The organism is Buttiauxella sp. A111, assembly GCF_014189855.1.
Classification (GTDB): Bacteria; Pseudomonadota; Gammaproteobacteria; order Enterobacterales; family Enterobacteriaceae; genus Buttiauxella; species Buttiauxella selenatireducens.
In genome coordinates, this window is record NZ_BJFN01000009.1 from 1 (window position 1) to 15,482 (window position 15,482).

At 45.3% G+C, this 15,482-nt stretch carries 11 protein-coding genes; 7 read left to right on the plus strand and 4 right to left on the minus strand.

From position 1 onward, the window contains the following. The coding region (locus tag BSPA111_RS20440) for an ESPR-type extended signal peptide-containing protein (protein ID WP_183272970.1) at positions 1-4,845 on the minus strand (4,845 nt) is incomplete at its 3' end. 991 nt (positions 4,846-5,836) lie between these two features. Here BSPA111_RS20440 and BSPA111_RS20445 point away from each other — a divergent pair. From BSPA111_RS20445 to BSPA111_RS20475, 7 genes are all read left to right on the plus strand, one after another. Next, the gene (locus BSPA111_RS20445) at positions 5,837-6,739 is read left to right on the plus strand and encodes a LysR family transcriptional regulator (protein ID WP_183272971.1); all 903 of its coding nucleotides are present in this window, start codon (positions 5,837-5,839) and stop codon (positions 6,737-6,739) included. Between the two features lie 188 nt (positions 6,740-6,927). Continuing rightward, positions 6,928-7,851, plus strand: coding sequence for a LysR family transcriptional regulator (locus tag BSPA111_RS20450; protein ID WP_183272972.1), 924 nt, complete (start codon positions 6,928-6,930; stop codon positions 7,849-7,851). Between the two features lie 227 nt (positions 7,852-8,078). After that, entirely contained in the window at positions 8,079-8,645 is a 567-nt protein-coding gene (locus BSPA111_RS20455; RefSeq protein ID WP_183272973.1) for a fimbrial protein, read from the plus strand. 133 nt (positions 8,646-8,778) lie between these two features. Next, positions 8,779-11,175 carry a fimbria/pilus outer membrane usher protein gene (locus tag BSPA111_RS20460; protein ID WP_183272974.1) on the plus strand — a complete coding sequence of 799 codons (2,397 nt, stop codon included), beginning with the start codon at positions 8,779-8,781 and terminating at the stop codon, positions 11,173-11,175. Next, entirely contained in the window at positions 11,160-11,837 is a 678-nt protein-coding gene (locus BSPA111_RS20465; RefSeq protein WP_183272975.1) for a molecular chaperone, read from the plus strand. The genes BSPA111_RS20460 and BSPA111_RS20465 overlap by 16 nt, the downstream gene beginning before the upstream one ends. A gap of 49 nt (positions 11,838-11,886) precedes the next feature. Beyond that, positions 11,887-12,912 carry a fimbrial protein gene (locus BSPA111_RS20470; RefSeq protein WP_183272976.1) on the plus strand — a complete coding sequence of 342 codons (1,026 nt, stop codon included), beginning with the start codon at positions 11,887-11,889 and terminating at the stop codon, positions 12,910-12,912. Positions 12,913-13,097: 185 nt separating this feature from the next. Further along, positions 13,098-13,700 carry a LuxR C-terminal-related transcriptional regulator gene (locus tag BSPA111_RS20475; RefSeq protein WP_183272977.1) on the plus strand — a complete coding sequence of 201 codons (603 nt, stop codon included), beginning with the start codon at positions 13,098-13,100 and terminating at the stop codon, positions 13,698-13,700. A 172-nt stretch (positions 13,701-13,872) separates the two neighbouring features. On the opposite strand, the gene BSPA111_RS20480 is transcribed toward BSPA111_RS20475, so the two are convergent. From BSPA111_RS20480 to BSPA111_RS20490, 3 genes are all read right to left on the minus strand, one after another. Then, the gene (locus BSPA111_RS20480) at positions 13,873-14,178 is read right to left on the minus strand and encodes a DUF1471 domain-containing protein (RefSeq protein ID WP_183272978.1); all 306 of its coding nucleotides are present in this window, start codon (positions 14,176-14,178) and stop codon (positions 13,873-13,875) included. Between the two features lie 53 nt (positions 14,179-14,231). Next, the gene (locus BSPA111_RS20485; protein ID WP_183272979.1) at positions 14,232-14,516 is read right to left on the minus strand and encodes a hypothetical protein; all 285 of its coding nucleotides are present in this window, start codon (positions 14,514-14,516) and stop codon (positions 14,232-14,234) included. Positions 14,517-14,684: 168 nt separating this feature from the next. Next, positions 14,685-15,476, minus strand: coding sequence for a molybdopterin-dependent oxidoreductase (locus BSPA111_RS20490; protein ID WP_183272980.1), 792 nt, complete (start codon positions 15,474-15,476; stop codon positions 14,685-14,687). Between the last annotated feature and the right edge of the window lie 6 nt (positions 15,477-15,482).

A 15,482-nucleotide genomic window follows, 5' to 3' on the forward strand; every position in this document is an offset into this window, starting at 1 on the left:
GGCTGCCAGAGACAACACATCGGTCTGGCCCAGCACGTTATCGGCAATCATTTTCAGGGTGCCGGAACGAATATCGGTATTCCCGACATAATCGTTGAGCGTGTTGGACAACGACACGGTGTTGCCCGCGCCAGTGTCAATCGCCAGGTCACCGGTACCGGTGATTTTCGCGCTCAGGTCAGCCGCGTTGCCGCTCAGGCCTGCCGCATTCAGCGCCAGTGCATCAGCACCCGCCGTCAGCAGGTCAACCTGGGTCAGACCGTAGTTAATGTACAGGCCGTCGCTGTTTTCACCGCTGGTCAGACGGTAGTCATAGGTGCCTTTCGCCACCGTGCTGCCGTTCTGGGCAATATCTGCCGTGGTGCTGTCGGTAATAATGTTGCCGTCCTGGTCTTTCAGCTTCAGCGCGCCGCCGCTGCCGATGGTCGCCGTGTCTGATTTACCCAGCTGCACCATGGTGGTGGCATCGTCCTGCGCCAGGATATCCAGCAACGTATCTGCCAGCGGGTGATCGTTGCTCACGCTGCCTTTGGCAACCTGCACGTTACCGGTGCCACTCAGATCCATAGATTTGGTGGTGTGTACGCTACCTTTGGCCACGGTTTCGCCCGGGGTGCCGCTGTCAAACTTCAGCGTACCGCCGTTAAATTTCAGGCCAGCGATGGTCTGCTCGCCGTCACCGACGTGTGTATTGCTCAGACCATCCAGACGCAAAGTTGCATCGGACAGAGCTTTAGTGTTCACACCCGCCAGTTCCATATTGGCGCGGCTCAGAGCCACGGTGCCGGTGAATTTATCGCCCGAGTTGTTGTCGGTGAAGGTAAAGTTTTTACCCTCTGCGAGGTTCACCTGTACCAGACCCGTGCCTGCCAGATGGCTTGCAAACGCCACGTCGTCTTTATTGGATAACGTCAGTGAGCTGTCCGCATCGATATTAAAGCCCGTTCCGGTGATATCCCCCTTAGCATCACCCAGTGGCAACAGGGTATTGTCCAGCGTCAGGTTGGATTTGCCAGCGGTTCCCTTGACCAGATTGACCTTTTCAAAACCAGACAATGCCGCAGGATCCGACAGATTGTAATCACTGCCAATCACGTTCAGGATATCGGTTCCGGTTCCTGCTACCAGGCTGCTGAATACACCAATCGTCTTCGAGCCCAGGTTGTTCAGGTTAAAGACATCATCACCTTCGTCAGTGACAAAATCAGTGCCCTTACTGCCCACTTCCAGATTGACGGTGTTATTACCCGCCATCAGATTCACGTAGCCCTGAATGACAGCATCTGTCAGGTTAGTGAAGGTCACACCATTACCAGACAGTGTTTCTACTGCTTTCTGATCTTTAGTCGCCGCTTGAATAGTGCCGCTGTTTTTAAAGGTGGTTACCGTACCGTTATCAATATCCACCACGCTGCTGATAGTCGACGTGGAAGTCAGGGTGCCAGACTGCTCAATGTTTTGGGTCGTACCGTTAACAATAACCGCAGAACCACCCTCAACATTGTCCACTGTAACGCTTACGCCCGTCTTCAGATCTGCTGAAGAATTTGTCACCAATCCTTTGCCATCTTTAGACTTCACCGTAATGACCAGATTCTTAGAGTCGGACATATCCATCGCTTGAGCGGTAGTACCACCGCCATCGCCAACTTTTTCGAACCGAATCCCGGCACCGCTACCGTTAACGGTGATAGTTCCGCTGTTTGTTTTTGCCATCGATACACCGGTGTGAACACCGGTACCGTCACCGACACTGATTGTGGTGCCAGTAAGGGCGATATTCGCCACACCGGCTTTGTTTTCAATCGCACTACCGCTGCCTGTCGCAGACATATTGATGGTTGCGCCGTTGACCGTCAGGGCTGTCGCCCCTGTATCCAATAGCACGCCATGCGCCGTTCCCGCAGCAGACGTGGTCCCTGTACCGGTTAAGGCGAGGCTGGCACCTTTGTCCACATGGTAAGCTGCAGTACCATCGGTCGCTTTCACAGAAGCACTGCCAGAGTTGGTGACCGTAGATGCGCCTTTGATGTGTACGCCAGTGCCATTCACTTCAATGCTGCCGCTGTTGGCCAGAATACCGCCATCAACCAGCACACCAGTGCTGTTAGCATCAGTAAAATCGATAGAACCCTGATGATCGAGTTTACCGCCGTTACGCGCGATATAACCGAAAGCCCCGCCCGTTGTGTTTTTAGAAGTCAACGCGGCATAGCTGGTCAGAACCGAATCGCCTTTATTTGCCACCACTTCTGTTCCGGTAATATCGAAGTATTTACCGTCAACAATACCGGCAGTGGTGCCTGTACCGCTGATTTGTTCCATGTTGGTGCCCGCACTCAGCGTAGCCGTTGCTCCACCTTCAACCTTGATACCTGTTGCGCCGTCACCATTAATTTTAAAGGTGCTGGAGTCAGAGGTGTATGCACTTTGTTTGCCGGTAATCTGGGCGATGGTAGAATTCTTACCTGAAGCCTGGAGTTCTACAGAACCGCTATCCGCACCAGAAAGCGCAGCACCCATATCAACACGATACAAAGTGGAGTCGGCTGTCGAGACATTTTTCTTCGCGGTAGAAGTATTGCTCAACGTGGAATCTGCGCCGAACAGGTAGTAACCCACCTGATGGTTTCCGTCGCTAAAGTTAATGTGCGCCTGATCTTTGACCTCAGCAACACCGCCATTAAGGATATACATACCAATGGTCTGGTTGCCTTTCAGGTTGATGATGCCGTCACCAGACATCACGCCTTTAGCTGATTGCGCTAAAATATTTTTCTCTGGGTTCGCCAATGTCCCCGCAATAAACATCCCTGCGCTCTGGTAGCGAACATCTTCCCCTGCTGGCAGGGTGTTGACGTTAATCACACCGGTGTTGGTTGCTTTTGCATCGCTGTTAACCTGGATACCACGGGCATTCAGGCCATCGAGTGTGATCGAGCCGCTGTTGACCACGTCCTGCACGCCATCATGCGCATAGATACCTTTGTTATCTATGGTCGATGAGCCAGCAGTAATGTTTGCACCGTGGATAAGTATTTCGCCGCCCTGGAGCACATGAGATGTGCCAGCAGCATCGATACCCACCGAGTTTTCAACCTGGCTGCCAATAACAATTTGAGAGCCAGCCGTTCCGGTGTATGTCGCGTTCCCAGACAGACGCACGCCCTGCGATCGCTCTTTCAAGAACAAATCGTTAGTCGCGTCACCTGCCGTTCTTTGCGCTTCACGGCCAATATAAATAGTGCCGTTGTTGGTGATTTTTGAGTTACTTTGCGCATGAACACCGACATCGTACTGACCCGCAGTGGCAGGGACCCCAACGGTACTCGCCACGTTGATGCTGCCGTTATTGGTCATCTGCGTTGTGCCATCAAGATGCGCCGCAATGTTATCGGCGTTCTGACCACGTGTAGAAACGTTGATAACACCTGAGTTGGTGACGGTCGATGCACCGTTTGCACGAATACCCGTTTGTTGCCCTAAAGCCGTGAAGCGGTTGACATCATAACCTTCCATATCCGGGTTGGTGCCAGCATCAATCACGCCGTTGTTTTCCACCACACCGTTGGTGGCTTTCACCACAACTGCGGCGCTTTTCGCCGTGTTACCTGCGGTACCCAGGGTACCGTTGTTCACCACTTTGGCCCCATTTTCAACGAAGACTAAAGACGCATCGCTCCAGAACAGTTCAACATTCGCGTCGTTGCCAATATTGACCTGAGATTTATCACCAGTCGCATGAATATAAGCAACACGATCGCGATCGTTTACATAAGGAATATCACTATTCTCAGCTAGATGAGTCGGGTCCGTCAGATAAATGCTTTTTATCTCGTTGTCCCACGCCAGCTTAATCTGTTCGTCGTAGACAGCCTGAGATTTAATGATTCCATCACCTATAGCTTTCTGTAAGGCTTGGTTATACACATCAAAATCATCGATATCTTTAATATCTTGTGGACCGATAATGCTGTCAAAGGAGCCTTTGAAGATATCCAGGGCAGCATTGAACACCGCAACTTTGGAGTCGTGAATGTTGTTGTTCTGGTTGCCAAGGTTCACCACTGTTTTAGCGTTATAGTTGAGCACGGTATCCGAAGAACCGTCAGACTCGACATAAAATGCAGATGAAGTGGTTTTCTTATCCACAGAGCCTTTCATGATCGCGCTAAATTGATTGCTGGCATCACGAGCCCAACCCGCACCGGCCCCGGCGTTACCAACATTGACATCCACAGAACTGCCCTGGGTCAGCGTATGCAGACGGCGATCGAGATATTGACCATTAGCAATATCATCCGTCGTTACGGTTACCTTATAATCTGCAACATTCTGTGAATCATCAAAATTGCTTTTGTCATAAGTTTTGATGGTGACATCGGAGTTCGTCTGGCCATCATGGTAGGTAACGCCTTTATTCTGAGCACCAATTTTAAAAATCTTATTGCCCAGATATTCACTGCCCTTACTGAGAGAGGCTTCGGACAATTTAACGGTTTTGTAACCGCCATCACCACGGTTCATATTGGCAAAAGAGCCAACCAGGAAGTTATTATTGCCGTCAAAGACCATCTGCAAGTTGCCATCATCACGTGGCGAGAATAACCAGTCTTCTTCGTTTACCGTACCGCTTACCGCAGCATAGCTTGTTGCGACAGGAGCCATCGCCATTGCAAGCACAAGCGCTAAACGGCTAAATGCAAAGGTCTTAGTACGGGTCGCCGCTTGCTCAGTTTCAGCCGAAAGCGTGCATTCAGATTTAGTTTTATTACGGGACAGCTCGGACACAGCAACGAAACATTGCAGACTGTGATTCCAGATAACTTTGAAAACCTTATTCATTTTGTCTCTCAAGAGATTTATTTCGCACTTTCGTGCGAATAGCAGAAAACTAACGCTATCCGTCGCTTAACGGAAAGCATCACATAATGGTTAATATTTCTCAGTGGAATATCGACAAAAGATATTTGAATAAGCTCGAAAAACTTATCGCAGTAAATGTGCCACGGACTGCCGACCGAGCTATTAATTCTTTCCGACTTTCCTTTCCAGTGGAAAAACGTATTTCTGGATTTATCCTTTCCTTGGCTTAAAGTGCGAAGTTTTGAAATGTAGCGGGTAAAAACACGACAACCCGCTTGTTTGTGCGGATATTAAATAGCCATGTTACATATAGCAATAAAAATACAAATTTTAGTTTTTAGAAACATTGAATTTATTGATAAAAACCAGAACACATCACACCTAAGCACAGCTTAAGCATCTGATATCACATCATTAAAAAAATGACCAAAGAGAGTTATTTATTTTTTAGAAATGTTTATTACATTATTTCAAAGTAACAATCGAAATAAAATACTTTCGTTTTGGCTACCAATTATACTTAAAAGTATAAATTCAATGCATTTATAAATAGGAATGCTCTGCTTTATACGCGCCCCCCCTCCTCTACTAGCCTGATATTAAAATACAAAACCTTTAAATTTTCGCGCTTTCTAAAAATTAGAATTTTGTATTTCATTGTAATTTATTCACTTCGAAACTAGATTGCCGACACTATCTGGTGACACAAGGCACCTTACCGGGAAATCCACACCAGAACCGTGATAGAAATAAACACCATCACTCGTGCAATAGCGGATAAAAGATATTCCTGGTGATTTCTATTTTTTACTGGTGTTTATTTTAAAAACTAAAATACGCTGAATGAGAATTAATCCATGTCATCGCTGACATTTTTCAGCCTTTTATTACGCCAACCAACGCATCAATAGAAGTTACACCTGCGTTGAATTCTGTTTATAAAAAAAATTAAGCAAATGCGAGTTCGATTATGAAGATAGATTTTAACTCTTTGGTCATACTTAACGCAGTGGTTGAAAGCGGTAGCGTTTCTGTTGCTGCACAACGGCTGTCCATTTCACCGTCGTCCGTTACCTATGCCATAAATAAGTTACGTCGCGTAACGGATAACCCAATTTTTACGCGTTCGAAAACGGGCGTTAAACCGACCACCCTCGCCCACGAACTTAATACGCGTTATAAAAAAACGGTTCACATGATCAACGAAGGGTTAGGGATTGACAGTGAAGATAACCCCTCTGATGTGTCAAAAACCATCACGATCAGCACCTATACTTACGTTGAACTGTGGATTTCGCAGATGACGCTCAAAAAAGAAAGCATTATTAATAATGGCATTCTTAATTTTCTGACGCATCCGAGCACCAATGACGAACGCCTGATGAAGTTACGTAATCGGGAAGTGGATATTGATATTGGCGCGCAGCTCCCTAACGATCCGTCGATTGTTTCGTACCGGTTGTTCAGCTCTGCCTTCAAAGTGATGGTCAGTAAAAACCACTCCACCATTAAAGATTCGATGAGCATTAAAGACTGGTCTGCCAACAAGCACGTCACCTGGAACCGGATTAACAGCGAGACGTCTTCGATGATGGGCGATGCTCAGATCATTGAGGAAATGCTGGATCGTGAAACTCACATCACTTCTGACTCTTCTCTGAATATGATGATGATGTGCGCCCACAGCGACTCACTGATGTTGATTCCCGAGTATTTCTGTTGCTGCATTGACGAAATATTGCCGGTTAAATTCTTCGACATTCCGTTCCCAAACAGTATGGAATCGTCACTGTATGTCCACGCGCATACCACTTCGCTGAAAGATTCCGTTGTGGAAGGCTTCCTGAATGTCATTCGGCACTACAACTGTTAAGCCATGTGCAGGTCAGCGCCATTTTCGTATGACGACTAGCAAAAGTTGCCGTTGTTAGAGCCTCGACGTAAGACGTCGAGGCTTTTTTAGTTTAAGCGAATGTTTATACAGCAGAATATCGACTGGTGAATTCGGGCTTTCTGTATATAGTCAATACAGAGACATTATATAAACTCAGCAGGTAAGCCATGAAAAATGAAAAGATTGAGCTGAAGTCGTTAGGGATCCTTAATGCTGTACTGGAGACAAAAAGCGTTACGGCCGCCGCCGAATTGCTCTCTCTTTCGCCCTCCTCCGTCACTTACGCGATAAATAAACTTCGCGATGTGACCGCCAACCCCATTTTTACCCGCTCCAAAGGTGGGGTCGTTCCTACCACGCTTGCTCTGGATCTGAATGCGCGCTATCTGAAAGCGATGTCGCTGATCAATGGTGGCCTGGAGGTTGGTCATTTAAATGAAAGCGAAATGGGGTTTAGCAAAGAGATCAATATAAGTACTTATACGTTTATCGAGTTTTGGCTTTCGATGACCTCTCTGAATAGCGGCATGCTTGAAAGAGACGGCGTTGCACTTAAATTTTCTACACATCCTCTCTCGTCAGAAGAGAGGATCAATAAGTTACGTAGCCGGGAAGTGGATATTGATATTGGTTCTGAGCTACCAAGAGATAAATCCATCACCTCCTATAAATTATTTACGACGAATACCCAGGCTATGGTGAGTAATCGCCACCCATCAATTAAGAACAGACTGACCCTTGAAGACTGGCATAATTATAAACATTTGGTCTGGTTTAGAGACGACTACGGCAAAACGACTCTGTTAGGTGATGCGGTGACTCTCAATGAACTCAGGGAACGCCGGGCCGTACTGGTTACCAGCACATCTTCTCTTAATATGATGATGCTGTGTGCTCAAACGGATAATATTATGCTGACCCCGCGGTTATTTACGCCTTTCCTGCAATCAATCCTTCCCGTCAATATCTTTGATTTGCCCTTCGATGTGGATATCAGCGTTGATGTCTACCTGCACTTTCATAATCAATCACTCAGCGATCAATATATCAGTAAATTATTGAAAGAAATTAACAAGCTGGTAGGCAAATAGCCTACCAGTCACAGCAATAATAGCCATTAACTTCAATCGCTTAACAGTGAGTTTTAGGGCATTCTAAAAATCGAAATTTTCGTTTCTAATTGCAGCCATCGCTTATTTACTCCCCCTACGTTATTATCTTCACATCGACAAACATGCGTCGACAATCAAAAAGAAATTAATCATCAAATTTAATTTCTTTATCTTCAAACATCATTTTTAATTACCTGTGAGTTTTTATGAACCATTTTACTAAAGTAGCAACTTTGACCTCTTTGTTAGTCGCTGGCGCATTTGGTGCAGCATCTACCGCATCAGCTAATACCGGTATTATTAAATTCTCCGGCGCTATTTCTGCGGCAACCTGTGATATGAACGTTTCCGTAAACGGTATTGTCTCCCCAACGGGTGTTGTTGATTTAGGCGTGCATAAAGCAAGTGATGTTACAGCCGTGGGTACCTTCGGTACGGCAGTTGACCTGGCGCTGACTCCAGACGAAGCGACTTGCGATATTTCTCCAGCGGGTGAAGATGCCCTGGTACAGATTTCTGCCGCACAAACTGATGCCACCAACACCAGTGTTGTGACCTCTGCTGAAACCACAACCACCAATGCTGGCGTGCTGTTCCAGTTGGCAAGCGGCGGTAATGTGGTCAACAACGGCAGCGTTTCTCTGACCTCTGGTTCTGCCGATCTCGACGCCGCAGGCGCTATCCACTTCACCGCACAGCCTTATGCCATCGCGGCAAGCGTAAACCCAGGCATCATTGGTGGTTCTGTTTCTTACACCGTTGCCTACCTCTAAGTATTCTATTAAATAAAATATCTCACCCATTTAATTAATAGATTCGTCGCAAATTTTCAGGCCAGCCTGCTGGCCTGCGTACAACTCTGTCCTTAATTGGGTGACCTTTTAATTTTATTTATAGGTATTAAGAATGCGTTATATTTCCTTCACACTCTTTGGTACTTCATTATTAATTACCTTGACTCCGGCCTTTGCCAGTGAAGGGGACGATTTTAATACTGATTTTATTGTAGGGAAATATAACCAAACTGCTATTAGCAAGGCACTTGATGAAGGTTTAAATCAAAGTGCTATTTATGCTGTCGACGTAAATGGACAATTTGTCGGTAATTTTTATTTTAGTCGAAAAATGCAAGACCTGGTTTTTACCAAGGATTTTCTGGAGACACTTGCTCCATTAGTCAAAAAAGAGCGACTCGAAGAATTACAAAAAAACCTCTCTTTAGACGCGACTTCTGAAGATTACAAGTTTCAGGAGAATACCAGCGAATCATCTTTGGCTATCTGGTTTAACGACCAGGATATGGTGCGTGCCGACAGCAGCAATATGGAACTTGCCCAATCCATCAATGCCGCGATGATGAGCTACAACATGAGCAGCAGTTATTATCGCAATCGCAAAACCGGCGAGTCGCAAACCACATTGCCTTTCAGCAGCCATCTGCAATTGGGAATGTACGACTTTCCAATTAACCTTGATCTCTCAAGTTCGGACGTACTTAAAGAGGGAGTCAGCGTTGATAACCTGAGCGTCTCTCACCTGTTGCCGTCAATTAACAGTGAAGTCACTGCCGGACAAACTTACACCAGCAGCCGCTATGGTGAAGGTTTCAGTTTCATTGGTGCTCAATTAAATCATGTCAATGAACTCTTAAGCCGCCGTGAACGCCTTTACACGCCAAGCATCACAGGGTTTGCCAACAGCAACGCCACAGTAGAGGTTTATCAGGAGCAACGCCTGCTTTACACCAAAACGGTCGCAGCGGGTAAGTTTGTGATTGATGAAGTTCAGGGGTTATCTAACCAGACATTGCGCGTGGTCGTTAAAGAGTCTAATGGCTCAGAACACACTTTCTATTATGAGAACACGATTGTTCCCGGCCTGTTAACACCCGGAATTAATGATTATGAAGTTAGCTCGGGTCGCTATCGTTTTAACGATAACAGCATGGGTGATAATTTCGTTTCTGGTGAATACTCCCATGGTTTTGAATACTGGACGCCGACCATCAGCAGCATTGTTTCGACCGATTATAAAAATATTACTTTGGGTGCGGCAGTCCCGTTGCAGCATATTGGTGCTGTCGGTCTGGCCGTAGCCAACTCTAAATTTAAACATAATGATAAAGAAGATACCGGCCAGAGTTACAGCATCAACTACGCAAAATATATGACCAATGGGGTAAACATCCAATTGGCAGGCTACCGATATTCAACAAGGGATTACTACACCTTCAACGAAGCGATGGAAGCCAAGCGTAGCGATAGCCAGAATCACAGTTCAGTGCGTAATCGATTTACGGCGACCGTGATGGCGCAGGAACCTATTTTTGACAACCAGATTTCAGTTAACTTTTTACGTGACAGTTATTGGGCGAATAAAGGAAAGCGTAATACTTATTCCGTGAACTATGGCGGCTATACCCATGGCGTCAGCTACAACGTCTCTTTGTCAAAATCATATACTGATGACTATAAGCCTGATACGAGTCTTGCGCTGTCGATTGATATTCCATTCGGAAACAACGGTAAAAGTGTTTATACCCGTTATAACCAGAACAATAACAGCAATAACACCGAAGTGGGGATGAACAGCTATGACGCTGATTCAAGTTATAGCGTTGCGGCCTCGCACGATAGCGGATCACATGAAAACACCTTGTCCGGTAGTTACAGTAAACATACCGACCGCATTAATTCGCAGATCAGTTCCAGCGTAGGGACCAGCTCAATGTATGCCTCGGGTTCAGTCAGCGGCACAGTCGCGTTTGCCGACGGGCATTTTGTCACCAGCAGCAGCCAGTCCTCGACCATGGCGTTAGTCAAAATGGATGGGGTAGAAGGTGCAATGGTGAATGGTATTCAGACCCAGAGCAACGGTTACGCACTGGTTCCTCTTAATGACAGCTTCGATGCACAGGATGTTTCGGTGGATACCTCATCGTTGCAGAACAATATTATGCTCGATAAGTCACAAATTAAAATCAGACCAAAGCGTGGCAGCGTGGTGAAAATGGATTTCTCAGCGAAACGCGTGAAATACGTGCGTGCCGTATTGCTTGATCCGCAAGGTAAAGAGATGGGCTTTGGCTCTCAAATTTCAACGGATGATGGTCAGGAATATTACTTAGGAAATGGTGGCGGTTTGTTATTACAGCTGGCCATTAAGTCCCCGAAAGAATTGAAAAATATGGTTTTCATAAGCAGCGATACTGGCTGTAGCTATACTCTTCCTGTAGGCGTTTTGAAAAAGAACTTCCAGGAAGACTTTATTAATGCCGGAGAATTAACATGTTCAAGAAATTAATCCCAGCAGGCGTAAGTCTGGCTCTGTTATTGGGTATGAATCACGCAAATGCGGCCCTGTCGCTCAGTAATACTCGCGTGATTATTGATGGCCAATCCTCGAATTCTGTCGAAGTGATTAACGGTTCCAACAGCCGTTACGGAGTACAGTCCTGGGTTGAAGACAGCGCAGGGAAAAACCCTGGCCGCGCACTGGTCGTCACCCCTGAGTTTCAGGCTCTGGGAGGCAAACAAAAAGCGGTGTTGCGCCTGCTCTCGTTTGCACCGGACAAAAATCAGGAACAGCTGTTTTTCCTGAATGTGCAGGAGATCCCGCCAAAAGGGCCCGATACCGGTCGCAATCAGCTTTCACTGGCGGTGAGGACAAAAATTAAAGTTCTGGTTCGCCCGGTCGCATTAAAAGAAGCGCGTAAGCAGGCTGAAGAAAAGATTGAGATATCCAAAACGTCCGGCGGATTGCGTTTCAAGAACCCGACGCCTTACTACTTTGCGATTTCTAAAGTTTCCGTGGGTGGAAAAGATTATACCCGGACCGCGCTTGGGACTTTCGCCCCCTTCAGTACAGTAGAACTCAAAGTCAGCAACAATAATGCGACGTCGGCAACGCTGAGTTATCTGGATGACTACGGTGCCGTGAGTAAAACGACAAAAAAAATAAACTAACGTAGATTGTTTTGCGATGTAAGGATTTCACTGGCATGAGAATGAATTAATGAAAAAAATTATCGCACTATTAGTGATTGTGCTGGGCTATGCGACAAATGGATTTGCCGCAGCAGATAAGGTTTGCTATCCCTCATCAGGCACACCGGGCAAGCAGAACTTTACAATTACCAAAACGCTGACTAAAGATGAAAACATGGCGAATGCCGTTTTAGTCGATAAAGAAAGTACCACCAGTTCCGGTAGTGTTAGCTTCACGTGTGACTGTACCAGCCCAAATACAAGTGTTTCTCACTGGTGGTCCACTCAGGGTATGTTCCCTTATACCACTTCTGATGGCTACTCCTGGCAGCAATTAAGCCCCTTCCTGGCCGCAAGCGTTGAGTTATATATTTATAATTCCGGTGGCAATAGTATGCACGTCGTACCGTTTACCGGTATCAGCAATAAAGTATCTGAAAAATGTGGTATGAGCGGATCTGCAGCCTCTGGTAGCAGAGGGACGGTCTCTATAAAAATTATTAAACCTGCCGTTGGACAAATCAACTTCAACGGTACGGTGGCAAAAATGTGGCACTACAGGAAGGCAAATTACATCAACCCAGCCGACCCCGTCGAGATGATGGTTAATCTCAACCTTAATATCACCGTACCGGAAGGTTGTACTTTACTGGCAGGAAGTACGCTGAATATCGATCTGGGAAGCCAAACCCGGCAAACACAATTCGTTGGCCAGCCTTACCCCGAGCCGCCAACATCCTACACACCCCGTGCCGTTAATCTGCAATTTGACTGTGATTTTGCCAACGCAGCGCTTGATGTTGTGTTGTCTGGAAACGCAGACGATCAGGGCCAGGGTTTTGCAACATCAAGCCCGGATGTCTCCGTTATTGTGACAGACAGTAATGGCTCAATTATTCCCCCAAACACACAGGCTGGTAAGGTAAACGTGGGTCTTTCAACCATAACCGATACGCTGAAGTTAAAGGCTTATCCAACCAATTCAGGCTCAGAAGTCGCCCCGAATGCTGCACCGTATACGGCGACTGCAACAATCTTGTTAACTTATGAATAATTTTTTAAAATAAAAAATTGTACTTCATTGTTAAATAAGAGATCTGCATGAAATTACAAACATTAAAAAATACATTTTAAATGCTTATTATTGGCAGTAAATATAAAATCATTCATTAATTGCTATTTAACCTTCAGCCCTCCCCTTGCTGTTGCCATGGGCATTGATATTCCAGGAAGCATGTAATGATTGATGTTATTATTTACAGTAAGAACCACTATGTGGGGTTAGGCCTGACTTCATTATTTAAGTCCTACAGGCAGACATATGATTTGTCGGTATACCAATGCCAGTCCTATTTGTCAGCATTGAGGCAGGTAAAAAAAGCCAAGCTCATTTTTTATGATGAGCATGAAGGTGCAGAACAGACTAAAAGACAAATTTACCTCATAAAAAAACTAAACCCTGACATTAAAGTATTTTCCTTGGCTAGTGGCAGAGAATACAACTTTAAAAACTTAACTCGCACTTATATTGATAAGAAACACACTTTCATATTCTCCCCACTGGAGAGAATAATAAAAGAAATCCAATGCATTAAGTGGAACGTACCGGCACTGGACAGAGAGATCGATTACTCTGACAAAACACAGATAAATATCAGCACCTTGCCAAGGCTAACCGAGCGGGAATCCATCATACTCAGTCTCATTATGAAGGGAAAATGCAATGCAAGAATATCGTCACTGCTTGATATTGCACCCAAGACCACCAGCGGTCATCGACGGAGTCTCTTCAGGAAAATTAAAGTTCGTGGTTTAGTCGAATTGTATGACTACATGCACTAGAGTCTATTATTCTCGCCATTGACAAAAAGATATCCGGAAAGAAATTTCCGGATTTTTTTTGCTTTCATCTATCTCTATTTTCACTTCATGTTAGCACGGTGTATTTTAGACAAAAAAAAGCATAACTGCTGTTACAGGCAGTTATGCTTCTAAAGTGCTTTACTTTATAATATTAATTATAAAGATCCGCTGTGCCGTATGCTTCAGTATGGGTATTCAAAGAAGTAATAACGAAGTATTTTGCCCCCATTTCTGTTGCAGCACGTGCGAATTTAGCATCCAGATCATCGCTGGTGGATGCACTACCGCTGATGGTGCCAACTTTTTTATGCCCCATCATATCTTCTTTAGCTTTCTTCAACGCAACTTTGGTGATTTCTTTAGCCTGAGCTGGAGCCATTTCTGAGGTCGTCGCAGCAAACGCTGAGAAAGAACCTGCTGCCATGAATAAAGCGGTTGCCACTGCAATTCTTTTCATTATAACTGTCCCTATTTATTTTATTGATAATAAAAATACAGAATCAATAGCGATTACTTAGCCATATCATCTTTTTTCATGCCATCTTTAGACATGTGACCCATTTCGTCTTTTTTCATGCCGTCTTTAGACATGTGGCCCATTTCGTCTTTTTTCATGCCGTCTTTAGACATGTGGCTCATTTCGTCTTTTTTCATTTCATCTTTAGACATATGGCCCATTGCCTCTTTCTTTGACATCTGGCCCATTTCGTCTTTTTTCATCGCATCTTCAGCATGAACGGTGGTGACACCAAATACCAAAGCGCTTGCCATCATAATTGCAGAGATGTTTTTCATAAGAGCACCTTTCGATTAATTGAACACACATGTATACCCGTCATACTTCAAGCTGCTTATGCGTTGGCTGCGCTCAATCACCCGAATCACTTACCTGAGTAAGCTCATCGGGATTCTTTCTCTTGCCGCCTTCAAGCAACTCGAATTATTTTGGGTATAAATAATAAATTAACTTCCACCAAACCAGTTATACCCCTGGTCTTCCCAATATCCGCCTGGATATTGGTTCGTTACTTCAATCACTTTAATATGCTTAGGGTTTTTATAACCTAGCTTTGTTGGCATCCTTAATTTCATAGGGAAGCCATATTTTCGCGGTAAAATCTGACCATCATAGGTTAATGCCAGCAACGTTTGTGGATGCAACGCTGTTGCCATATCAATACTGGTATAATAATCATCTTCACATTTGAAGCTGACATACTTAGCCGTCAGATCGGCACCAATTATTTTAAGGAAGTCAGCAAAAGGAATCCCTCCCCATTTACCAATGGCACTCCAGCCTTCAACACAGATGTGTCGGGTAATTTGGCTCACGCTACTCATTTTATGCAACATCGGCAGTGTCCAGCTGCGTTTATCCGACACCAGTCCAGCAATGTCTAATTCGTAATTATTTGGGTCAATTACCGGTGCGTCATCTTCACCATAATATGCATTAAAAGGAAACGGTCGGGTCATTTGCGATTCTGTGTAAACCGGTGCAAGTCGCTGCCCGTCAAATAGCCATGCCTGAACACGATCGTTAAAACCTGACATTGTCGTCAACGCTTTATCCACACTGCTATTGTCGCTGATATCGCATCCGGTAAGCATAACAATGCCACCAAGCGTTAAGCCTTGTTTCAGGAACAAGCGTCTCTTTTCGCCATCTAATTTTTTGGCAACAATATTGTTCGCTTCGTTAATAAAAGCCCTGGTGTCAAGTGCAGAATTAATACTCTTCTTTTTTTCGCTCATGTTTTT

Excerpts from the sequence above, each read along its gene's own strand:
- BSPA111_RS20445 (WP_183272971.1), top strand. The coding sequence starts at position 5,837 with ATGAAGATAGATTTTAACTCTTTGGTCATACTTAACGCAGTGGTTGAA.
- BSPA111_RS20450 (WP_183272972.1), top strand. The coding sequence starts at position 6,928 with ATGAAAAATGAAAAGATTGAGCTGAAGTCGTTAGGGATCCTTAATGCT.
- BSPA111_RS20455 (WP_183272973.1), top strand. The coding sequence starts at position 8,079 with ATGAACCATTTTACTAAAGTAGCAACTTTGACCTCTTTGTTAGTCGCT.
- BSPA111_RS20460 (WP_183272974.1), top strand. The coding sequence starts at position 8,779 with ATGCGTTATATTTCCTTCACACTCTTTGGTACTTCATTATTAATTACC.
- BSPA111_RS20465 (WP_183272975.1), top strand. The coding sequence starts at position 11,160 with ATGTTCAAGAAATTAATCCCAGCAGGCGTAAGTCTGGCTCTGTTATTG.
- BSPA111_RS20470 (WP_183272976.1), top strand. The coding sequence starts at position 11,887 with ATGAAAAAAATTATCGCACTATTAGTGATTGTGCTGGGCTATGCGACA.
- BSPA111_RS20475 (WP_183272977.1), top strand. The coding sequence starts at position 13,098 with ATGATTGATGTTATTATTTACAGTAAGAACCACTATGTGGGGTTAGGC.
- BSPA111_RS20480 (WP_183272978.1), bottom strand. The coding sequence starts at position 14,178 with ATGAAAAGAATTGCAGTGGCAACCGCTTTATTCATGGCAGCAGGTTCT.
- BSPA111_RS20485 (WP_183272979.1), bottom strand. The coding sequence starts at position 14,516 with ATGAAAAACATCTCTGCAATTATGATGGCAAGCGCTTTGGTATTTGGT.
- BSPA111_RS20490 (WP_183272980.1), bottom strand. The coding sequence starts at position 15,476 with ATGAGCGAAAAAAAGAAGAGTATTAATTCTGCACTTGACACCAGGGCT.